The organism is Chryseobacterium sp. CCNWLW53, from assembly GCF_037083525.1.
GTDB lineage: Bacteria > Bacteroidota > Bacteroidia > Flavobacteriales > Weeksellaceae > Chryseobacterium > Chryseobacterium lathyri.
The window spans coordinates 199732-222324 of the sequence record NZ_JBAOJR010000002.1 but is presented as its reverse complement, the minus strand read 5'-3'; the positions used below and the strand labels follow the sequence as shown (position 1 = coordinate 222324).

Sequence of the window (22593 nt, the reverse complement as noted above, 5' to 3'; positions counted from 1 at the left end):
TTCAATAAATGCTGCAGCGCTTTATCCAGTTCATTTCTGCTTTTCAATAAGAGTTCAGTTTCCGTATTTAAAAAGAGGGAAGTTATCAAATTGACTTCTTCAAAATTTCTGTAGAAAGGAATGGAAAGTCCTAGTAATTTTGTGTTTAAAAACATAAATCCCACCAGGCTTACGTAACATTTTCCGTGATAAAAATCGAGTTCTGTACCTTCGGGAAGGTATTTCATTAAAATCTCAGGATCTATTTCGTAGTTGATGATGGCCAATTTTCGCCATTCGGCTTTCAGGAAGTTCATTTTTTTTCGTTTTAAAGGTTAGTATTTGTGCTTTTTTCGGCTATTTCCCCAATCAACTGATTCCGCTGCAACAGGAATTTCTTCATATAACCTTTCAGGAAGAAGTGGTTAAAAAGTTTTCCTACCCATCCCAGCGGAGATTCAAATTCAAAGATATCAATCATTACTGTACTGTCGTTTTTCTGTTTGAAAATATGGTGGTGCTTCATTGATTTAAAAGCTCCTTTAAGCATTACATCCGTGAATTGGGATGGCCTCTCCATGTTGATAATCTTTGTTGTCAAAGTTTGATTCACTCCTAAATGTCTGGCTCTCCATGTTACGGTTTCATTTTCTTCAATAAGGCCGGACGTTCTTCCTGCTATTGCCTTTTCATTAGTTTTTTCGGTTGATTTCTGATGCAGGTCAATATCCCTGGCTAAATCAAAAACTTTATGAATATCTGCTTTGATTGGAGTTTCTAAATATATTGTAGCCATTGTTTTAGTTTTAAAGAGTTTCGGGATTCGTGTTCCGAGATACATATTTTAGTTTACCATTTGCTGTCTAAGCTATTATTTTTTTAAAAAGTCTGTTTTTTGTTCAGCTCCGGCAGTTCCTTATCTATTCTTGCAGCCAGTTCCGGTAGTTTGATCGTTGGAACAGCAGGAAAAAGATGGTGCTCCATATGATAGAACATACTGAAAGTAATTTTGTTTTTCCAGGATCCACGCTGTGTTCTTGCGATATCAGGGCTTTCATGGGTGTCATGATGAACAGTCCATACTGCAAAGAATGCCATTAAAAATTCTCCGAAAAGCATGATCAACGCATGATAGATCAAAAAATTAATCTGAAAATAAAACACTATAAAAGTAAAAATCGCTATTGAAACGAGTTCTATCATCATATTTTTTTTATACTTTTTATTGGCTTTTTTAAAGGTGATCCAGTGGATCATGAACATATGTTTCGGACCATACAAGACTGCTTCATACCATTTCATAGAGGCCGATTTGCCTTCATAATCTTCTTCTGAAAGACAGAATTTATGATGCCTGATATGGTTAAATTTTACCGCATGAATAGATGCCATCATCAAAATACTGTTCAGATACAGGGAGAGCCATGTTAGAAATTTCCCGGTTCCCAAAGCATTGTGAAAGCCATTATGCACCTGTCTGAGTGCCGTCAGAAAATAGAATGCAGAAAAAGGAAGAGCCAGCCAGTAATATTCATAATAAGCCAAAAATATCGAAATAAAAAGCCAAGGCAGACTGATATTGTTTTCAATGAGCATTTCTTTAACGGAAAGAGTTCTGAGGTCTTTCCATTCTACTTTTTTAATAAGTTCAAGATGGTTCATTTTTTTCATTTTAAAAGGGTAAACCAAATAATAAATGCCCAGGCTGTCATTTTGAATAGGATCCATGAGATGGTAGGAAGATCATTCAACTTTAAGAGTTTGCATCGTCTTAAATGTTCCAGAAGCATTATCAATACAACAATTCCGAAGTAGATAATATAAAAAGAAGATGCGAAATTGGTTAATAAAACCGGAATTAAAAACAGTGTTCCGATCAGAGAAACTGTCATCATATTTCCGAGATAGTCCCAGATTTTATCTTTTAAATAAATTCTCAGAAATACAGTCTGCCAGATAATCTGTCCGATGCAAATACCCAATTCTCTTGTAAAACTATGATTCAGGCTTAGTCCCAGCTTTCCGGAAAATATACTTAGAATATACGCCGAAAAGACAATCACAAAGGCAATGTACATTACTCTGTATTTCAAATTAAAATCAGGAATACAAGCCTGTTCAGTGTGATTTGCTGATGGAATGATCTGTTTCCGGTTATAGGAAACAAATGAATACAGTTTTTTGAAAAACCAGTACAAAGGATTCATCCTGCCAATTCTTTCAAGCAGAGGAAAGGAGTTTCCAATGATCAGAAGAAGGCTGTCCAACCCATACACAACTTCATTTCTGTTGTGATCTATCAATGCAATCTCGTTTTTTGCACGGTTAAAGTCTATAATGGATTTATTCGCTTTTGAGATTTCTGTAAAAGCTTCTCTTCCATTCTCATCAAGCATTCCAAATTTTGTAAAACCTTTAGAATAGATATTGCACATGGGACATTCATTGTCGTAGATCAGGGTGTGTTTTTTTAAAGTGTTCATGGCTGTTTATTGGTAAGATTTATAAGTTCTGTAATTATCATAGATTAGATTACGGCCATAACCGGACTGTAAAATAGTGCACCAATTAAGATCATCAGAAGCATTTCAGTAATATCTGGATGCACCTTAAGTCCGAAAACGAGCAACAATGAAATCCAGACCGGTAGAATAAGAATTCCATAAATGATATATAAAAGAGTTTTTTTTCCCGGCTGAAGAACCCTTATTAAAAAGCTGACAAGCTGTGGAATGCCTACCACAAAATAAAATGCTCCTCCAAATATTCCGATGCTTTCGATTATGATTCCGGCAATCAAGATTGCTAACTGAATATAAAAGTCATATGCTGCAAATGTTTTCATGATCATTTATTTAAAAGATTAGAAAATCCCCGCGGGTTCTTTTATGGGAGGATCTGAAAGTGATATACATCCAGATCTTAAAGATGAGTGTTTTCATTTTGCAAGTGTTTTTATTAAACATCTTATAAATATTATATTTTCAGTAATTTTTGAAAGCAAAATTCAAATAAAAAAGGATGTTATCCTTTTCTATTTTAACAGATTAGTAATTTTACCTACCAGCCAGTGATCATCACTTTTGATTGCCATATCCATAATATTGTTGATCTTTCCCGTTACGGAACTGAAATCATCCATCAGCTTTACAAACTCTTTCGCTTCCTGAGAATCATTATCCTCTATGTTTTTTAATTCTTCCAGAAAAGCAATGACAGGTTCTATTTCCCTTTTTCTCCTTTCTTTTGTAATCTGTTTGAACAGGTACCAAACATCTTTTTCTGCTACAAAATATTCTTTACGGTCACCTTTTATAAATTCTTTTCTTACAATTCCCCAGTCAATCAAAGCCCTGAGATTCATATTGGCATTCCCTCTTGAAATTTCCAACTGTTCCATTACTTCATCGGTGGAAAGCGGTTTTCCAGTGGCCAAAAGCAATGCATGAACCTGCGCCATCGTACGGTTGATTCCCCAGTTTGTCGCGAATGTTCCCCAAGTCTGGATATACTTTTCTTTTGCTTCTGAAAGTTTCATTTGTTTTTCCATTTTCAATTTCTATAACAAATGTAATTATATTTTTTGAATTTTCAATAATTTTTGAAAATTAAATTTAAAATAAAACAGACATTCTATTGAATGCCTGTTATGATTGAATTTAATTTTTAATAATCTTAAAAGTATCCCATTGTTTTCCATATTTACATCTTATTAAATACACACTTTGAGGATAGGAAGTAATATCAATATTATTTGTGCCTTTTGGCAGCTTTTCTCGTCTTAATAAAATTTTACCACTGAAATCGTATAAATATAACTCATCAATTGCTTTATTAGATTGAATATTAATTAAACCTTTTGTAGGGTTCGGATAAATCTTAACCTTAGGATTTTCTTCATTTTCCAGTTCAACCTCAATCTTTTTGTTAATATATTCATTATTTGAAGGCAACTGACAAGACGGTATTGTCGATCTCTGTAAAATAAGTCTTATTAAAAGATCATTCATTTTTTCTACCTCATAAGAATCAGTTGTTGGTTCAATATGATTATTCCCGATTCCGCTGTGGTTGGTGAGGAATGTATAAGTTCCGTTTGTGAGCAAAGCAAACGTTCTCATAATATATTCTGTTTCTTTATCTGTATCGCTCGCTGCCAAAGGAATGATTGTAATACCTTTTTTTGTTGCCAATTTTATTTTATCATATATTTTATTAATATTTTCTTCGGAATAATGTGGAGATGCATCGAGAATTAAAAACATAATTTTAGTAGAATTTCCTTTGCTCCAGCTAAGTTTATCAATGGAAGAGTCTAATGCTTCAACAACAGCTTCAGGTGTATCTCCACCTCCATTAGCATTTTGGTTTTTAATAAAATCCACCAAATTTTCTGCTTTATCTGAAAAATCAAATTCACGCGTTACATATTCATCGCCTTGATCTCTGTAAAATACAGAACCATAACGAACATCAGTTGTATTTTGAAGTTTTTTTTCTATTTTTCTTAATACATCAAGTAATTCTGCCTGTAAATAAGAAATTTCATCCCCCATCGATCCTGTTGCATCTACAACAAAGACCAAATCCAAATCTCTTTTTGGGAGACACGGTGCATCGATTGTAATTACATTTTGTCCTTTCTTAAACAAATTTGCATTAGCTGTTAAGGTTTTTCCCTTGTCGTCACTTATAAAATAACTTTTTGATAAAGACTTATTGTCTATTCTTGGAAAAACCCATAATTCTGCATTTCCTTTGTTATCAGAAACAGCTTCCCAGATAATTTCTTTCTTATCATTCAATAATTTTATTTTTTTACCAATAACAGGTTTTTTATTTCTGTTGACTAACTGAACAGAAACTCTTTTATCAGGAAAAATTTTCCATTGATTTTTATATTCTGATAACACAGGAACTGTCATATCCTGCCAATAATTCCATTTTGAGAAATCATTTACTTCTCCGGCTGTAAGTTTTCCTGCTTCCGGAAATTCCTCAGTATCCTTTACTTTTTTACCTTTTATCTTGGATTTACTACTCTTTATGCCAGATGCCAATTTTGCTCCTGCAGCAGAAGAACTTCTAGGAGAAGATGAGACTTCCATAGCAGTTTGCATTTTAGGCTTCGGGCAGCCATTATATTCGGGCATTCCCGGAACTGTAGGACACGCATCATCTTTATCCAATATACCATCACCATCGGTATCCGGCCAGGGACAGCCATTATTTTCTGCTGGCCCGGCTGCGGTAGGACAGGCGTCGTCTTTATCTAAAACCCCGTCACCATCAGTTTCAGGCCACGGGCATCCATTATTTTCCACAGGGCCTGCAATTTCAGGACATTGGTCTAATTTATTGGAAACACCGTCCTGATCTTTATCTTTCCTTATGCTTAAAGGTTTAGAATTATTTTCAGCTGTAGATACTTTATTTGTGGTACAGTTTCCTAACAATACCAGAATTACTATTGCAATACTAATTTTTTTCATCCTATTTTTTTAGTAGCTGTGAAATTATCAAAATATATTTAATTTCTGTTAAATACCTTAAAATTTTGTTAAAATCCAATTCTCGACCTCTAGAAGTTATTCAGCATATTATTTTTAAATTATTTTGGAATCACTTTATAACTCTCAATAAGTCTTATAAATTCGGATCTGTACCCTTCTTCATCTTTATTTTTTCCTTCTCTGGCAAGTGTTTCGATATCATTAAGGTCTTTTTTGCTTATTAATTTTGAATCTCTCAAAACCAATCCAAACCATGCGACAGATGTTGCAAATTTAAAATCTGGGCTTGCAGAATGATCCGTATTTTTCACAGTCTTCACTATTTCTGTACTGGTATTTCCGTCTGGTTTCTTGTAACGGAATCTAATAGTTGCCAGTTCATCACTAAAATCCTCAGAAGAAGAAGTCTTGTTATATCTTAGTTTATTCTCTTCAGGCAGAAACTCAGATTTCACACCGGCAGGAATCATTTCATATAAAGCTGTTACCGTATGTCCGCTTCCCAATTCCCCGGCATCAATTTTATCATTGGTAAAATCTTCATTTCTCAATTTTCTGTTTTCATAGCCAATGAGGCGGTAAGAACTCACATATTTAGGGTTAAACTCAATCTGGATCTTTACATCTTTTGCAATTGTATATATGCTTCCTGCAAATTCTTTTCCCAGGAATTTATTGGCTTCTTGAAGATTGTCTATGTAAGCATAATTCCCGTTTCCTTTATCAGCTAGGGTTTCAAGCGTATTATCTTTATAATTACCCATTCCAAAGCCCAGGCAAGTCAGAAAAACTCCGGATTTTCTTTTTTCTTCAATCAAAGTTTTAATATCTGAAGTGGAAGAAGCACCAACGTTAAAATCTCCATCTGTAGCTATAATTACCCGGTTGTTGCCGTTTTTAATGAAATTTTCTTGCGCTAGCTTATAGGCAAGCTCAATTCCTGCACCGCCTGCCGTGCTTCCTCCTGCCTGAAGATTGTCCAGTGCAAGAACTATTTTTTCTTTCTCTCTGGCAGAAGTCGGTGGCAGAACCATACCTGCACTTCCAGCATACACTACAATCCCAACCCTATCTTCAGGCCTGAGCTGATCCAGAAGTACTTTGAAAGAGGATTTCAGGAGTGGTAACTTATTCGGCTCATTCATTGATCCAGAAACATCTATCAGGAATACGAGATTAGATGCGGGAACTTTATCCATGGCAATATTCTTTCCCTGAAGACCTATTTTTAAAAGTTTATGGGTTGGATTCCAGGGTGCATTGCCATATTCTGCATTAATGGAAAACGGATCGTTATTTTTCGGCTGAGGATAGCTGTATTTAAAATAATTGATCATTTCTTCAACCCTTACCGCGTTTTTATCTACGGTTTGTCCATTATTGATCATTCTTCTGATATTGGAATAGACTGCATTATCCACGTCAATAGAAAAAGTTGACAGCGGCTGGTTTTTGGTGGGCTCAAATGGGTTTTCTTCAAATGCATCATAGCCTTCATTATCGAAAACATTCTGTTTGTATTGGCTGATTGTTTTCTGTATTTCCTTCATCCTTCTTTTCTCCTTTCTGGAAAGCCTTTTGGTCTTTATTACAATAACTCCGTTCACTCCCTTGCTCCCGTACAAAGCTGATGCACCAGCTCCTTTTACCACTTCCACACTTTCAATCTTTTTGGGATTCAATGCATTGAAATAATCACGCTGTACTATTTCCCCGTTAACCACAAATAATGGTTCGTTTGTCCCTTTTAAACTTGCTGCACCTCTAATGCTTATTTGATTATTACCTGAAAAAGCATTATTGATTACATTCATTTTATTAGCAATCTGATCATTTTTTCTCCGCTTAGTCCCATAAGCCTGAATCTGGACTCCCATTACACTTCCCTGAAGTGCTTGGGAAACAGTATTTGATGCAATATAATTTGACTGTACGCTAACAGCACTTGAGGTATAAGCCTGTACTTTTTTAGGCGCAAATCCTGTTACAACAACTTCTTCAATATTCTGCGTCTGTAAAGTATCTTTCCACTTTCCTCCTTTTCCCGGTGCAATAGTACCATTATTAGCTTCTTTCTTTTTAATATAATATTCATCTGTTGAGTAAGCATTTTTTCCTAAAGCATACCTCTCCTCATTCTTATGAACAGCTAAGGTTTCACTCTTGTTGTTCGGGACTTTAATAGCTTCATCTTTTGCGACAGAAAGGGCTTTCTGTGATGATTTTGAGATTTCAATTTCCTTTTCAATATTTGATTTAACTGTGCTGTCTACTGTATAAATGTTCTTTTTTTCAGGATGTATTTCAGTACTGTTTTCTACCATTAAAGGAGCTGAATTTTCAACAGTTCCATTTTTGCCGATAAAATAAAGTGCTCCCAAACCAAGAATTAAGCTGGCTGCAACTCCATAAGGAAACCAAACCGGTAATATTCTCTTTTTTTCTTCTATTGTATCCAATTTTTCTTCAACCTTCGCCCAAACTTTATCAAAACCCTGAAAAACAGCCGGTTCTTCTGAAAGCTTAGAAGCATCATTGAATCTTTTATCTATGTCGTGATTATTTTCCATTTTCCTAAAGTTTAAATGTTCTGATTGACTAAAAGTTCCTGTAGTTTTTTCCTTGCAAAATTGAGCTGGGATTTAGAAGTCCCTTCGCTTATCGAGAGCATGGAAGCAATTTCTTTATGGGGATACCCCTCAATGGCAAACAGATTGAAAATCGCTCTGCAGCCTTCAGGAAGAAAATTCAGCAGGCTCAGAATATCTTTCTCAAATGAAATGCTTTCTGATAAGGTTCCGGATGTTTCTGCAAAACCGTCATCCATAGAGACGAATTGAGCTTTGGTAGCTCTCAATTTCTGAAGGCATTCATTGACTGCAATTTTTTTAGCCCATCCTTCAAAGGTGTCCAGATTCTGAAGCTGGGTGATCTTGGTGAATATTTTGTAAAAAGTATCGGCCAATACTTCTTCAATATCTTCATCGTTTTTCAGATAGCGTCTGCAGACTGAATACAGCCTGCCCGCCATTTTCTCGTAGATCTTCCGCTGGGCACTCCGGCTGTTACGCTGGCATTCTATTAGTAATTCTTTTTCCATAGTCAGGCTTTATACTGTAATAGATGCATAAACTGTTGAATGGGTTGGAAACAATTAGATCTTTTTTTGATAAAAGCAAAATACTTAATAAATTGATTGACAAATTAATTATTTACTTTGAACTTTTTATTCAAATTTTCACTTCCAAATTTAACTTTTCCCTTTGTAACAAATCTTTAATATGAACGACTATTCATATAAATAATCTTTTTATAGTAATGAAAAATACCAAAATTGCCTCATTACTTTTTGTTTTGTCTGCAGGAAGTATGATGTTTGCCCAAGATGACTTGATCAACAAATTAAAAAACAATCAATCTCAAAATGCTAATTTTCAGTTCACAGCGTTAAAAGACGTAGGAGCTACTTCAGTAAAGAATCAGGGTTCATCAGGAACCTGCTGGAGCTACTCAGGAAATTCTTTTCTTGAATCCGAAATGCAGAGAATGGGTAAAAAGCCTGTAGACCTTGCTGAAATTTTCACAGCAAGAAATTCTTACCACGATAAAGCTAAACTATATGTACTGAATAATGGAGCGATCAGCTGGGGAGACGGCGGTGAGCTGCACGATGTGGTAAACATGTACAAAAAATATGGTGCTGTTCCTCAGGATGTTTATACAGGTCTAAAATCGGGGCAAACCCTTAATAATTTTAAGGAAATGCAGGGTAAGCTGAAACCTGTTTTAGACAGTCTTGTTCAGGCAGGATCAAAAGCACAGCTTACAGATAACTGGATGGATTCCGTAGATGCCATTCTGGATGAATACCTTGGAAAAGTTCCGGCTAACTTTACGTATGAAGGAAAAAATTACACTCCTAAAACATTCGCTAAAGAAGTTGTAGGGATTAACCCTGAAGATTATATCGAGATTTCTTCTTATAAGGATTATCCATATTACCAAAAATTTGTAGTTCCGATTCCTGATAACTGGAGCCATGATTCTGACTGGAATGTTCCGATGAAAGATCTTACAGCTATTATTGATAACGCTGTGAACAAAGGATATTCTGTGGGATGGGCAACGGATGTTTCCGAACCTTATTTTTCCTACAAAAACGGAGTGGCTTACGTTCCGGACATGGATCTGAGCCAGATTACTGCTGAAAACAAGCAGACTTTGTTCACTGAGCCTAAAAAAGATAAAACCATTACAGAGGATATGCGTCAGAAATCTCTTAATAACCTTTCTACAACGGATGACCACGGTATGCATATCGTAGGATTGGCAAAAGATCAGACTGGTAAGGAATATTATATGGTTAAAAATTCCTGGGGTGTAACCAATGATTTTGAGGGTTATCTGTATGTAACAAGACCGTATGTAGAATACAAATCAACGGCTATCTTAGTACACAAGAATGCCGTTCCAAAAAGTATTCTTAAGCAGCTAAAGCCTACAAAGAACATCGGTTTATAATCAACAATCACTGTTACCGGTCACTACGGTAATTTTAGATATTTAAATCTGTTAAAACCGCGCTCCAAAATATTGGAGCGCGGTTATTTTTTATGGATGGTAATATTTATTTACATACTATTTCGCTATTTAGTGAAAATAGTATACTTTTATTATCCAACAAATTATTACCATATGAAAAATTTAAAAAAATTAACAAAATCTGATTTAAAGAAAATTAACGGTGGAAATGCACCTGATTGTCCTACAGGAACAACAGCATGCTATATTCCTCCTAAAAATGGTTTTCCATCTTACTGGAAATGTATTTCAGATACTATGGAATGCCCGGATTAAGAACAATCAAAACCCGCTTTCAGAAATTCTGAAAGCGGGTTTCTTTAAATAAATAGGTGAAAAATTTAATATAAAAATAAAGAAAAATATAATTTGTGAATGGTGAATTCGCTTCGCTGTCAATTTTTATTTTCGCTGAAATTAAGTGAACTGTTAATTCTATTCACTTGCGAAGCAAAATTGACCATTCACTATTGCCATCTTAATACAATTTCGCCATGCTTTCTGCTGAAAAGTCAAGAAGCTCTTCTGTATTTCCGGTTTTTATTTTCTGAACCCATTGAGGGTCCTGTAAAAGTGCACGTCCTACCGCAACTAGATCAAATTCTTCATTATCCAGTCTTCTGATCAGGTCGGTCAGGTCAGTTTTTTCAGTTCCCTGCCCTGCGAAAGCACTCATGAAATCTCCTTTCAGTCCTACAGAACCTACGGTGATCGTCGGCTGTCCTGTAATTTTTTTAGCCCAACCTGCAAAATTTAAATCTGAACCTTCAAATTCCGGTTCCCAGAAACGACGTTGTGAGCAATGGAAAATATCTACTCCGGCTTCTTTTAATGGCAATAACCATTCTTCCATTTCTGTTGGGTTATTGCTCAATCTGCTGCTGTAATCCTGTTGTTTCCATTGTGAAAGACGGAGAATAATAGTAAAATCCTCTCCTACTGCAGCTCTGATGGCTTTAATCACATCTACTGCAAAACGGTTTCTTTCTTTGATTGTTTTACCTCCATATTCATCGGTTCTTGTATTGGTTACTTCCCAAAAGAACTGATCAATAAGATAGCCGTGTGCACCATGAACCTCAACGACATCAAAACCTAAATCTTTTGCAGATTTTGCAGAAGCAGCAAACTGTGCAATGGTATCCTGAATATCTTCCAAAGTCATTGTTGAAGCTTTCTCCATAGGTGCAAGCGGATAATCTTCAGACATTCTTGTATCTCCTACATGCCAGATCTGGGGTCCCATTTTTCCGCCATTCTGATGAACAGCATTGATCACGTTTTTCCAGCCTGCCAATGCTTCATTCCCGTAAAAATCCGGGATGTTCTGCATATTTTTTGAGGATGGTCTTTTGATCACGGTTCCTTCAGAAAGAATTAATCCAACTTCTGAAGCAGCTCTTCTTGCGTAATACTCAGCGATATTTTGGGTAGGAACTCCATTATCAGACTGGGCTCTGGTCATAGGAGCCATTACGATTCTGTTTTTAAGTTCCAGGTTTTTGTAAACAAACGGTTTAAATAATGATTCTGTGCTCATTTTTAAATTGATATTTTATAATTGTTACACAAAGTAACTAATAATAGTTCGTTTTTGTATCTTTTATCAAAAAATAGTGGTAACTTCGCAGTAACTTACATTAGTAACATAAAAGTAACGCATGGTAAAGAATGAACTGATGAAATATAGCTGTCCTCTAGGCAAAGCAATGTCTGCGCTAGGAAGCAAGTGGAAACCGATCATTGTTTTGGTGATTAAAGACCGTAAGCTACGTTTCGGGGAACTAGCTGTACGAATTAATGTGATTTCCAGAAAAGTTCTTACGGACCAGTTAAGAGAGATGGAAAGTGACGGATTGGTTATTCGTGAGGAGTTTAAAGAGCTGCCTCCGAGGGTTGAATATTCTTTAACAGAAAAGGGATTGGCCTTGCTGCCAATTTTGTATTTACTGGAAGAATGGGAGGCGAAATTTACTACTGAAAATTTTAATTCTGAAAAAAACTGTAGTTTATTGGATAAGGAAAACAGAAAGGAGGCCAAAGTTTGATAATTTAGTCTAAAATCCAATGTGTTAAATAAAAAACCGCTTCCAGAAGTTCTGAAAGCGGCTTAATTTTATCTAAAATCCCAATTAAAATATCGCAGGATATTTCTGAGGATTTGTTTCATTGAACATCGCGTAGATCCTTTCTACCATATCATCTGAAGATGGCTTGCTGAAATAATCTCCGTCACTTGCATAAGCAGGTCTGTGATCGTTGGCTGCAATTGTCAACGGATCTGAATCCAGGTATCTGAATGCTTTCTGCTTTTCAAGAATCTGTTGAAGAATAAATGCTGAAGTACCACCTTCCACATCTTCGTCAATCACGACCAATCTGTTGGTTCTCTTCACGCTTTCTGCAATTTCATTCGTTAAATCGAATGGAATTAATGACTGAACGTCAATAACTTCCGCAGAGATTCCCAGTTTCTCCAATTGTTCTGCTGCATCCATTACAATTCTCCATGTAGAACCGTAAGTCACCAATGTAACATCTTTTCCTTCTTTGGTCACTTCAATTTTTCCTACAGGAACAGTGAATTCACCTAAGTTATCAGGCTGCTTTTCTTTTAATCGGTATCCGTTCAGACATTCAACGATCACCGCAGGATCATCACTTTGAAGCATGGTATTGTAGAAACCAGCCGCTTTCGTTAAGTTTCTCGGTACCAATACCAGGATTCCTTTAGAAAGGTTCAGAATTCCCGCCATCGGAGAACCTGAATGCCAAACCCCTTCCAGTCTGTGACCTCTTGTTCTGATAATCACCGGAGCTTTCTGACCGCCTTTTGTTCTGTACTGAACCGTCGCCAGGTCATCACTCATTCCCTGTAAACAGTATAAAATATAATCTAAATACTGGATTTCAGCAATAGGTCTCAGACCTCTCATCGCCATACCGATACCCTGACCAAGAATGGTAGCTTCACGGATTCCGGTATCCGCTACACGTACTTCGCCGTATTTTTCCTGCATTCCTTCTAATCCCTGGTTCACGTCGCCGATATTTCCGGCATCTTCACCAAACACTAAAGTTTCAGGATATTTTTCGAAAATTTTATCAAAATTATTTCTTACCACGACTCTTCCGTCTACTTCTTCAGAATTTTCTGAGAAAACAGGCTTTACCTCCTTCACATTTTCAGCTTTCCACTGAGACTGTGAATATAAGTGGGAAGAATAGTTATCTTTTTCTATTTCAAAAACCTCATTGTACTTCTGCATCAATTGGGTTCTTTCCGTAGAATTAGTTCCTCTTGTAGCCAGTAAAGCTTTTCTTGTCAGGTGGAAAATATCTTTTTTAGCTTTGGAAACCAATTTATTGAACTGAGCAATATATCCTTCGATTTCAGCATTCTGACCTTTAAGGTTTTCAACTAATGGAAGAACAGACTGAACTAAATCTGTAATGGTTTTCTGGTAATTATCCCAGGCATTTTTCTGACCTGCTTTTACTATTTTCTTAGCTTCCTCATCTATCGCATCCAATTCTTCTGCTGAAGCAATAATTTCTTCTTTTCCTTCGATTTCGATCGAATAATTCAGTATCCATTCTTTGAATTTCACCATACCGTCAAAATCTGCCTCCCAGGAAAGACGTTCTTCATTTTTATATCTTTCATGAGATCCTGAGGTTGAGTGCCCCTGAGGCTGTGTAACCTCAATAACATGAACCACAACCGGAATACTTTCTGTTCTGGCAAAATGTTCAGCTCTGGCATAAGCATCCAATAGTGAAGGATAATCCCATGCTTTTACCTGAATGATCTCGCAACCCTGGTTTTCACCTTCTTTTCTCTGAAAACCGCTTAGCATTTCAGCAATATCTGCTTTTGCTCTCTGGTTTCTGGTTGGAACTGAAATTCCGTACCCGTCGTCCCAGATAGAAACAATCATTGGAACCTGAAGCGCACAGGCTGCATTCAATGTTTCCCAGAAATGTCCTTCTGCTGTAGAAGCATCTCCAATAGTACCGAAAGCAATTTCATTTCCTCCTTTTGAAAACTTCTCGGAACCGTCGAATTTTACACTTTTATACACTTTAGAAGCTTGGGCCAATCCTAAAAGCCTTGGCATCTGTCCCGCTGTAGGAGAAATATCGGAAGAGATATTTTTTTGTGCCGTAAGGTCTTTCCAGCTTCCGTCTTCATTTAAACTTCTTGTGGCAAAGTGCCCGTTCATCTGTCTTCCAGCTGATGCCGGCTCTCTTTCAACGCTTGTATCTGCATACAACTGAGCGAAAAAACTTTCAACCGTTAAAGCATGTACTGCCAATGCAAAAGTCTGATCCCTGTAATATCCTGAACGGAAGTCGCCATTTCTGAAAACTTTCGCCATTGCCAGCTGAGGAAGCTCCTTACCATCCCCAAAAATTCCGAATTTAGCTTTTCCTGTTAGCACTTCTCTTCTTCCAAGATAAGACATCTCACGTGATATCTTTCCTAACCTGTAGTCTTCAAGTATCTGGTTTTTAAAGTCCTGGAAAGAAATTTGCTGTGTTTCAATATAGGTTGTCTGCATAGCTAGATATAAAAGTTTTTATTCTTCAAGTATGCCGCTAATATACAATTTTTAAATTAATTTTAATTTTCAATAATCTTTTTTAAAAATTTGATAATAAAAGAATTGTGTTTTATATTGTAAAAAAATTGTAAACGATGGAAAAAAAGTCAACTCACATCCTGAATGCATCCAGCAATCTTTTAGGTTTTTCCCTGATTATCATTACCTCGCTGAAAATCACTAAAATCAGTGGGAATACACATCTTGATGAGTTTGCAGGTATAGCATGTCTGCTATTTTCCTGCAGCTGCTTTTTTTCATTTATGGCGATCCGTACCAAAAGCCAAAAGCAAGAAAATAAATATGAGACCATTGCGGATTATCTATTTTTAATCGCTTTATTTTGTATTGTTTTAGCAGTTATTATTGTGACTGTAAAAATAATTGACTGAATCTATCATCTAATCATTCTGTTTTCAAATTTCATTTCTTTCTGATATATAACTCACTGCTCAGTTCTTATAGATAGAATGAGTAGAAGGCTTCACTATATATATTAAGTCAAATCCAAGAGATATATTTTAAATATTTCTCAATATTTTGATTAAAAACCTATCAAATACACCAAAAATCCAATCATTCTTTCTATAATGATGTAAAAAATAATCATCATAATAAAATATTATATAATTTTATATAAAATTAAAAACAAAAATGAAATGAAAAGAAAATTATTTTTGGCTTTTGGTGTTTTAGCAACATCATGCCTAATATATTCTCAAGTGGGGATAAATACCAGCAATCCACAAACAACTCTACACGTAGATGGTGCTAAGGATAATGCGGTAACAGGAGTTCCTACCGCGGCTCAACAAGCTAATGACTTTTCTGTTACTTCGTCCGCTAATGTAGGAATAGGAACCACTACCCCTAGTCAAAGGTTAGACATAGCCTCTGGTAATCTCCGCATTCGCGATATTAATACCAATATAGGTGTTGGGGGAACTGACAGAGTGGTAGTAGCTGATGGAAACGGCGTATTAAAAACCGTTAATTTTAATGATTATTCTTTATTCCATGCACGTTTGGCTAATGATCAAAACCACATTAGTGGTAATATAACAACTCTTGTATTTGCCACACCGCTTGCAACTTCTCCTTATTATACCTATAATAATGTTACAGGGGTCTTAACTTTTAATCAGGCGGGAAATTATATTGTCACCTTGCAGGCCAGTTTTGCTAATTTAGCTGCAGCGGGTACACAGCTGGTTTTAGGTATCCGCCCCGTTCCCGATGCCAATTATATAGCAAGGGGCAGCCATTATAATGCATCCAGTACAACTGGTACAATTGGTGAGCTGATGAATTATACTACTCTGGTAGTAATTCCAATAGTGGGCTATCAAATCCGTTTTACCTCCGCAGCTAATGCCAACTGTACTATTTTATCAACAGAAACAGGAAGTACGGGTAGTGGGAATGTGACCAACGTAACGGTTCAGAAAATATAAAATTTACCGTTTATATCAAATAAAAATCTGAGTGCCCCAAGCATTCAGATTTTTTATTTATGGTAATTGTTGTTCTAAAATTTTCGCTCAATCACGTAGTCCAACATACTGTGCAATGATTTTTTTGCTTCCGAATCAGGAAATTCATTGAGAATATCTTTAGCTTTCTGCTGGAAATCTTTCATTACTTTTATGGCGTAATCCATGCCTCCGGAATTTTTGACAAAGTCTATAAGCTCCTTAACGCGTTTCGGATCGTTATTGTAACGCTTGATGGTATTGAAGTAATATTTACGCTCTTTTTCACTGGCCATTTTTAAAGTATGAATCAAAGGAAGGGTCATTTTTTGCTCCTTGATATCAATTCCTACAGGCTTTCCGATGACGTTGGAACTCAGATAATCGAAAAGGTCATCCTTGATCTGGAAAGCCATCCCGGTATACGTACCGAAGTTCATCATCTTTTTAGCAAGAGTTTCATCCGCATCATTAGATAAAACCCCAATTTCACAGCAGGCAGCAATAAGAGTAGCTGTTTTCTGACGGATAATTTCATAGTAAACATCTTCTGTAATGTCCAGTTTTCGGGCCTTTTCCAGCTGGAGAAGCTCACCTTCTGACATTTCGCGGATCGTTCTGGAAATCACTCCTAAAAGATCGTAATCTTTATGGTCTGTAGAAAGCAATACGGATTTTGATAAAAGATAATCTCCTACCAAAACAGCAATTTTATTTTTCCATAAAGCATTGATGGAGAAGAAATTACGTCTTTTGAAACTTTCATCCACCACATCATCGTGTACCAGAGTTGCGGTATGGATCAACTCTATCATGGAGGCTCCGCGGTAGGTTTTTTCATTGACATCACCTATCAGTTTTGCGCAAAGGAATACGAACATAGGACGCATCTGTTTTCCTTTAGTAGTAACAATAAAACGGGTTACTTTATCCAATAAAGGCACTTTGCTCTGCATCGATTCATAAAACTTCTGTTCGAAAAGTTTCATTTCCTCATTGATCGGTCGTTTGATTTCTTCTACGATGTTTGCCAAAATCTGTTGAATGAAAGGTAAATACTAATTAATTCTCACAAAGATAATTGTTTTCACGCAATTTCAGGACAAAATTAATCTTTGAGTTCTTCATTTGGAATAAAATAGAGGGACGGCTGTGCACTTCCCAATCCAGACCTGAATTTTTCTCCTGAAATATAAATTCCCGATTCATTAACAGCAATGCCTTCAATCTGTCCTATTGCCAAAGCACTGCCCAGATAATAATGTTTCGGTTTTTCTTTAAAAAACATGCCGGATTCCGTTTCTGTAAAAACATTGAGAAAGACTTCCGTTTTTTTGGTATAGCCTACCAGATAAAGCTTTCTGTTAAAATAAGCAGCATCAGTTACCACAAAGTTGGTTTTGTAAGATTCTGTTTTTTCTGCTTTCTGCTTTTCAGATAATTGAGGATCAATGATGTAATGAGAAGTTGATTTTGATTTCCATTCTTTGGTAAACAGGTGCAGCTTTCCATCCAGATAGATCATGGCCTCTGCATCAAAATCATTGGCTGTGTATTTTGGGATGAATTCTGTCTGTTCCGGATAATAGAATGATATTTTCGTAATGGAATCATTCTTTATATCACCGTTTTCAAAAGGTAATTTATAGATTTCCAGATCTCTTCTTGTTCCTCCGTTATTCCCTATGTCTCCAATATAAAAATTCTTTCCATCATTAGTCAAAGCCTCCCAGTCTTTATTTTTAGCATTGATTGTGAATGTATTTTTGATATTGCCCGAAGTTTCATCCAGTTCAAAAAGTTCCGGAGCATTACCGCTGTCATTGAACGTATACAGTTTCCCGTTGAAAATATTCAGCCCTGATGTTTCCTTGATTTTATCATCTAAATAACCGATTCTGTATTTTCTAATTTTTAAAAATTCCGTCTGCTGTGAAAATGAGAATTGAAAAATAATAAGGGCAGTAAAAAGAAGGAGCTTTTTCATAAGGCAAAAATAGGGGTTTGTTAGGAAACTGGAAAAGACTGAACATATTTTCAGATTGCACCTCTTTAATGTGAAACTCTCCTTAATATTCTTAACAACTTAAAAATGCTTAATGGTTAAAAATTTTCTCCCGCAGATCAAGCAGATTTTTGGTCATCAAAGATTTAGATAAAACTTAAGCGTGTTTTTTGCCGATGTGCGTTATTGCTTCAATAAATTTAAATGTTAAAAACGTTTGTGCCTTTTGTCGCTAAATAAAGACAGCATATCTATTGCAAATTGTCAGGTCGATTTTATTTTTACTTTTGCTCCTGCTTCTTTAAATAATCTTTCTGATATTGTCTTACTGTTTTTCCCGTACCGTCATGTCTCCAGCCTGGAGAATTAAAAATATAATTGATCCGATCGGAAAATTTCAATCCCGGCTGCCTGATGTCTTTCCAGATCTTTCTCCATTCATAAAGGAGAACGGTATCAGGTTTATTGTCCGGCATTTTTGGATAGATTCCATACTTTACGGGTACATCCGGGTCTTCCTTTTCGAAGGTTCCGAATATTTTATCCCAGATGATGAGGCACATGCCCATATTTCTATCCAAATATTTGATATTACAGGCATGATGTACTCTATGATGGGAAGGGGTTACCAGAATGTATTCCAGTATTCCCAGTTTTTTTACAGCCTGCGTATGCACCCATGTACCGTACACCTGCCCTATGGCATAAACCACCATAATATGCCACGGATTAAAGCCTAAAAAAGCAAGCGGAGAAAAGTAAAGATATCTGTACAGCGGTTGCAGTACCGGACTTCTAAAACCTGTGGTAAGGTTGAAATACTCTGAATTGTGGTGGGTAATGTGAACAGCCCAGAACACCCTGGAATGATGATCTACATAATGCAGCACATAATAGGCAAAATCTGTGACAGTAAAACAGATGAGCCAGTACCAAACCGTGAAATCCCACGTAAAAAGCCTGTGATTATAAAAGAAAAACATGATTCCCATGGCAAAAGCCTTCATGATCAGATCCAGGCCAAAGTTCATCAATGCAAGATAGACACTCGTTGCCACATCCTTTCCATTATACAATTTAGCTTCAGAAATATGGCTGTAGATCATTTCTGCTAAAATTACTGTAGCATGAAGCGGAATTGACCATGCATAGACATTTTCAAGCCCATCTTCGCCTGTAAAGAAATCCAACATCCCTTATTAGTTTATGTAAAGGTAGGATTTTAGGAAATTTTTAAGGAAATTTTAATCTTTTTTAAGGAAATTTTAATCAGCTGTTTTATTGGCAAGCTGCCCACAGGCCGCATCAATATCTCCACCGCGGCTTTTTCTGATCATTACAGTAATTCCTGCATTTTCCAGCTGGCGTACATAATTTTCTTCTGCCTGCTTATTGCATTGGTCGTATTTTCCGTCTCCGATAGGGTTATATTGGATCAGATTCACTTTGGAAGGCACCTGTTTACAGTATCTGATCAGAGCTTTGATATCTTCATCCCCATCATTGATTCCTTTCCATACGCAGTATTCAAAAGTAATCACAGAGCCTGTTTTCTGGTACCAGTACTGAAGGGCTTCCATAATATCCGTCAACGGAAATTTATCCGAGAAAGGCATGATCTCATTACGCTTGGATTCAATAGCAGAGTGAAGCGAAAGTGCCAGTTTTACACGGAGCTCATCATCTGCCAGCATTTTGATCATCTTTGGAATTCCTGATGTAGAAACGGTAATTCTTCTTGGTGACATTCCCAGACCTTCCGGCTGGGTGATTTTTCTGATGGCTTCCACTACATTTTTGTAATTCATCATCGGCTCCCCCATTCCCATGAAAACGATATTGGAAAGCGGTCTGTTGAAATACATTTTGCTTTGACTGTCAATCAGAGCCACCTGGTCCACAATTTCTGCTACCTCAAGGTTTCTCATTCTTTTGAGCCTTGCTGTTGCACAGAATTCACAGTTTAATGAACATCCCACCTGTGAGGAAACGCAGGCTGTAGTTCTTGTTTCTGTAGGAATAAGAACAGATTCCACCAGAAGTCCGTCATGAAGTTTCACACCATTTTTGATGGTTCCGTCCGTACTTCTCTGAAGCTGATCTACAGAAACGGGATTGATGGTATACTCTTCGGAAATTTTTTCGCGGAGAGATTTCGAAAGATTCGTCATTTCATCAATCGAATGGAGGTTTTTACTCCATAACCAGTCATAAACCTGTTTTGCACGAAACGGTTTTTCCCCTAAAGTCAAAAAATAGTCTTTAAGCTGGTCTAGTGATAAAACTCGGATATCTTTCATTATTGTAAAAAGTATGATGTACAATGTACAAAGTAATAATCTTATGTATTATCTTAAGTTTTTAAACCACTAAAAAATACATTATACTTTGTACATTGTACATAAATACATAATTTATAGAATTAACATAGCGTCACCGTAAGAATAGAATTTATACTTTTCTTTTACGGCTTCTTCATAAGCATGCATAATAAAATCTTTTCCGGCAAATGCAGCAATCATCATCAATAATGTTGATTTCGGCGTGTGGAAGTTGGTGATCATTGAGTTTGCTACTCCAAAATCGTGAGGCGGATAAATAAATTTGTTCGTCCAACCGTTGAATGCAGAGATCTTTTTGTTGGAAGAAACGGAAGTTTCCAATGCTCTCATCGTTGTAGTACCTACCGCACAGACTCTTCTGTGAGCATCTACCGCTTTATTGATGATGTCAGCATTTTTCTCATCGATAATGATTTCTTCGGACTCCATTTTATGCTTGGAAAGATCTTCCACCTCAATCGGGTTAAAAGTTCCTAAACCAACGTGAAGTGTTACTTCAGCAAAATCAATTCCTTTGATCTCCAACTTCTTCATCAGATGCTTAGAGAAGTGAAGACCTGCTGTAGGGGCAGCAACCGCTCCTTCTATTTTTGCATAGATCGTCTGGTATCTTTCTGCATCTTCCGGCTCTACTGCTCTTTTAATATATTTTGGAAGTGGAGTTTCGCCCAATTCCTTCAGTTTTGTTCTGAATTCGTCATAAGAACCATCGAATAAGAATCTCAATGTTCTTCCTCTTGAAGTTGTATTATCGATCACTTCAGCTACCAAAGATTCATCTTCAGTAAAGAATAATTTGTTACCGATTCTGATTTTTCTTGCAGGATCTACAAGAACATCCCATACTCTGGTTTCTTTATCCAGCTCTCTTAAAAGGAAAACTTCAATTTTAGCACCTGTTTTTTCCTTATTTCCATAAAGACGCGCAGGGAAAACTTTAGTATTGTTGAAAATGAATAGATCTTTCTCTTCGAAATAATCCACAACATCTTTAAACAGCTTATGCTCAATGGTTTGTGTTTTTCTGTTAAGAACCATTAATTTGGCTTCGTCTCTGTGTTCAGATGGGTGTTCTGCTAATAATTCCGCAGGAAGATCAAAATTAAAATCTGATGTTTTCATTTTTTTAAATTACGGTTTAAAAATTATTCAAATTACAAGTGTAATTTCGGAGTGCAAATATACGACATTCAATACCCCTTTGTCAAGTATTATTTAAATCAAATTGAAAACCGGGATTCTACGGTGATCCATGAGGGAAAAAAAGATTATTTTTGGAAATATTTAAAAACAATTTACACTATGAGCAAATATTCATTGGAAGCTTTCGTCAACGAAACTAAAGAAAATCCACAACAGAGAGATTATTTTGAGCTTGAAACTCCCCATATGCTGGAAATTAACCTCAACAATCAGGCTGTATGGACCAAACGAGGAAGTATGGTAGGTTATGTAGGAGGCATCAACTTCGAAAGACAGGGAATGCTGGCCGGAGGTATCGGTAATCTTTTAAAGAAAGCGATCAGCGGCGAAGGAAGCAAACTGATGAAAGCCGAAGGAAATGGTAAACTTTATGTGGCAGATGCCGGAAAGAAAGTTCGTATCCTTTATCTGAACAATGAGTCGGTATGTGTGAACGGGAATGATGTTCTTGCCCACGAACAGAGTATAAAAAGTGATATCACTATGCTTAAAAGCGTTGCCGGAATGATGGCTGGCGGTCTTTTCCAGGTAAAACTTTCCGGAACCGGACATATTGCAATAACAACTCATGGTGAGCCATTAACTCTTATGGTTACTCCGGAAAATCCTGTTTTCACAGATCCTAATGCTACCGTAGCATGGTCCGGAAACTTAAGCCCGGATCTGAAAACCAATGTTTCTTTCAAAAGCCTTATCGGAAGAGGAAGCGGGGAAGAATTTCAAATGAAGTTTTCAGGAAACGGATGGGTACTGATTCAGCCGTACGAAGAAGTATATTTCACGGAAAAATAATATTAAAAATTGATGATTGTAACGGCTGCTCCTCATATCAGGGCAGCCGTTTTTATTTTCACACCGGATCTTAAATCCCCGATTCCACAGCTCAAAACC

The 22593-nt window shown here is 36.5% G+C and carries 21 protein-coding genes and 2 pseudogenes; 6 read left to right on the top strand and 17 right to left on the bottom strand.

Features of this window, described 5'->3' with window-relative positions:
* Positions 1-86: 86 nt before the first annotated feature.
* The 10 genes and pseudogenes from V6R96_RS06010 to V6R96_RS05965 all read right to left on the bottom strand — a co-directional run.
* Positions 87-296 (bottom strand): annotated as a pseudogene (locus tag V6R96_RS06010) (DUF2071 domain-containing protein); the annotation flags it as partial.
* Positions 297-307: 11 nt separating this feature from the next.
* A complete protein-coding gene (locus V6R96_RS06005) occupies positions 308-775 on the bottom strand; it encodes an SRPBCC family protein (protein ID WP_336378312.1) in 468 nt (155 codons plus the stop codon).
* Positions 776-858: 83 nt separating this feature from the next.
* Positions 859-1641 (bottom strand): fatty acid desaturase, encoded by a 783-nt coding sequence (locus V6R96_RS06000; protein WP_336378311.1) that lies wholly within the window; start codon positions 1639-1641, stop codon positions 859-861.
* A 5-nt stretch (positions 1642-1646) separates the two neighbouring features.
* A complete protein-coding gene (locus tag V6R96_RS05995) occupies positions 1647-2462 on the bottom strand; it encodes a DCC1-like thiol-disulfide oxidoreductase family protein (protein WP_336378310.1) in 816 nt (271 codons plus the stop codon).
* Between the two features lie 44 nt (positions 2463-2506).
* Positions 2507-2824 (bottom strand): hypothetical protein, encoded by a 318-nt coding sequence (locus V6R96_RS05990; RefSeq protein ID WP_336378309.1) that lies wholly within the window; start codon positions 2822-2824, stop codon positions 2507-2509.
* A gap of 189 nt (positions 2825-3013) precedes the next feature.
* Complete coding sequence (locus V6R96_RS05985; RefSeq protein ID WP_111955055.1) at positions 3014-3517, bottom strand: GbsR/MarR family transcriptional regulator; 504 nt, start codon at positions 3515-3517, stop codon at positions 3014-3016.
* A 121-nt stretch (positions 3518-3638) separates the two neighbouring features.
* The gene (locus V6R96_RS05980) at positions 3639-5087 is read right to left on the bottom strand and encodes a VWA domain-containing protein (RefSeq protein WP_407934747.1); all 1449 of its coding nucleotides are present in this window, start codon (positions 5085-5087) and stop codon (positions 3639-3641) included.
* Positions 5070-5363, bottom strand: a pseudogene (locus V6R96_RS05975) (thrombospondin type 3 repeat-containing protein); the annotation flags it as partial. The pseudogene V6R96_RS05975 and the gene V6R96_RS05980, both read right to left, overlap by 18 nt.
* Before the next feature lie 227 nt (positions 5364-5590).
* Entirely contained in the window at positions 5591-8062 is a 2472-nt protein-coding gene (locus tag V6R96_RS05970) for a von Willebrand factor type A domain-containing protein (RefSeq protein ID WP_336378308.1), read from the bottom strand.
* A gap of 11 nt (positions 8063-8073) precedes the next feature.
* Positions 8074-8592 (bottom strand): RNA polymerase sigma factor, encoded by a 519-nt coding sequence (locus V6R96_RS05965; RefSeq protein WP_111954547.1) that lies wholly within the window; start codon positions 8590-8592, stop codon positions 8074-8076.
* Between the two features lie 218 nt (positions 8593-8810).
* Between V6R96_RS05965 and V6R96_RS05960 the strand changes: the two genes are divergently transcribed.
* Both V6R96_RS05960 and V6R96_RS05955 read left to right on the top strand, forming a co-directional pair.
* Positions 8811-10013, top strand: a complete 1203-nt coding sequence (locus V6R96_RS05960; RefSeq protein ID WP_111954545.1) for an aminopeptidase C — start codon at positions 8811-8813, stop codon at positions 10011-10013.
* 174 nt (positions 10014-10187) lie between these two features.
* The gene (locus tag V6R96_RS05955; protein ID WP_157963356.1) at positions 10188-10349 is read left to right on the top strand and encodes a bacteriocin-like protein; all 162 of its coding nucleotides are present in this window, start codon (positions 10188-10190) and stop codon (positions 10347-10349) included.
* 202 nt (positions 10350-10551) lie between these two features.
* Here V6R96_RS05955 and V6R96_RS05950 read toward each other — a convergent pair whose 3' ends face one another.
* A complete protein-coding gene (locus V6R96_RS05950; RefSeq protein WP_336378307.1) occupies positions 10552-11613 on the bottom strand; it encodes an NADH:flavin oxidoreductase in 1062 nt (353 codons plus the stop codon).
* Between the two features lie 121 nt (positions 11614-11734).
* Here V6R96_RS05950 and V6R96_RS05945 point away from each other — a divergent pair, with 121 nt between their 5' ends.
* Positions 11735-12121, top strand: coding sequence for a helix-turn-helix domain-containing protein (locus tag V6R96_RS05945; RefSeq protein ID WP_223559035.1), 387 nt, complete (start codon positions 11735-11737; stop codon positions 12119-12121).
* A gap of 84 nt (positions 12122-12205) precedes the next feature.
* Here the strand turns inward: V6R96_RS05945 and V6R96_RS05940 are convergent, their stop codons facing one another.
* A complete protein-coding gene (locus tag V6R96_RS05940; protein ID WP_336378306.1) occupies positions 12206-14638 on the bottom strand; it encodes a transketolase C-terminal domain-containing protein in 2433 nt (810 codons plus the stop codon).
* 137 nt (positions 14639-14775) lie between these two features.
* Here V6R96_RS05940 and V6R96_RS05935 point away from each other — a divergent pair, with 137 nt between their 5' ends.
* Both V6R96_RS05935 and V6R96_RS05930 read left to right on the top strand, forming a co-directional pair.
* Positions 14776-15072 carry a hypothetical protein gene (locus tag V6R96_RS05935; RefSeq protein ID WP_111954535.1) on the top strand — a complete coding sequence of 99 codons (297 nt, stop codon included), beginning with the start codon at positions 14776-14778 and terminating at the stop codon, positions 15070-15072.
* Positions 15073-15402: 330 nt separating this feature from the next.
* On the top strand, positions 15403-16134 hold the full coding sequence (locus tag V6R96_RS05930; RefSeq protein WP_336378305.1) for a hypothetical protein: 732 nt from the start codon (positions 15403-15405) through the stop codon (positions 16132-16134).
* A 74-nt stretch (positions 16135-16208) separates the two neighbouring features.
* Here the strand turns inward: V6R96_RS05930 and V6R96_RS05925 are convergent, their stop codons facing one another.
* From V6R96_RS05925 to queA, 5 genes are all read right to left on the bottom strand, one after another.
* Positions 16209-17186 carry a polyprenyl synthetase family protein gene (locus V6R96_RS05925; RefSeq protein ID WP_336378304.1) on the bottom strand — a complete coding sequence of 326 codons (978 nt, stop codon included), beginning with the start codon at positions 17184-17186 and terminating at the stop codon, positions 16209-16211.
* A 74-nt stretch (positions 17187-17260) separates the two neighbouring features.
* A complete protein-coding gene (locus V6R96_RS05920) occupies positions 17261-18139 on the bottom strand; it encodes a hypothetical protein (RefSeq protein ID WP_336378303.1) in 879 nt (292 codons plus the stop codon).
* A gap of 299 nt (positions 18140-18438) precedes the next feature.
* Positions 18439-19350 carry a sterol desaturase family protein gene (locus V6R96_RS05915; protein WP_336378302.1) on the bottom strand — a complete coding sequence of 304 codons (912 nt, stop codon included), beginning with the start codon at positions 19348-19350 and terminating at the stop codon, positions 18439-18441.
* Between the two features lie 72 nt (positions 19351-19422).
* Entirely contained in the window at positions 19423-20457 is a 1035-nt protein-coding gene (rlmN, locus tag V6R96_RS05910; RefSeq protein ID WP_111954525.1) for a 23S rRNA (adenine(2503)-C(2))-methyltransferase RlmN, read from the bottom strand.
* A gap of 114 nt (positions 20458-20571) precedes the next feature.
* Positions 20572-21621 (bottom strand): tRNA preQ1(34) S-adenosylmethionine ribosyltransferase-isomerase QueA, encoded by a 1050-nt coding sequence (queA, locus tag V6R96_RS05905; RefSeq protein ID WP_111954523.1) that lies wholly within the window; start codon positions 21619-21621, stop codon positions 20572-20574.
* A gap of 180 nt (positions 21622-21801) precedes the next feature.
* Between queA and V6R96_RS05900 the strand changes: the two genes are divergently transcribed.
* Positions 21802-22494, top strand: a complete 693-nt coding sequence (locus V6R96_RS05900) for an AIM24 family protein (RefSeq protein ID WP_336378301.1) — start codon at positions 21802-21804, stop codon at positions 22492-22494.
* Positions 22495-22593 lie beyond the last annotated feature (99 nt).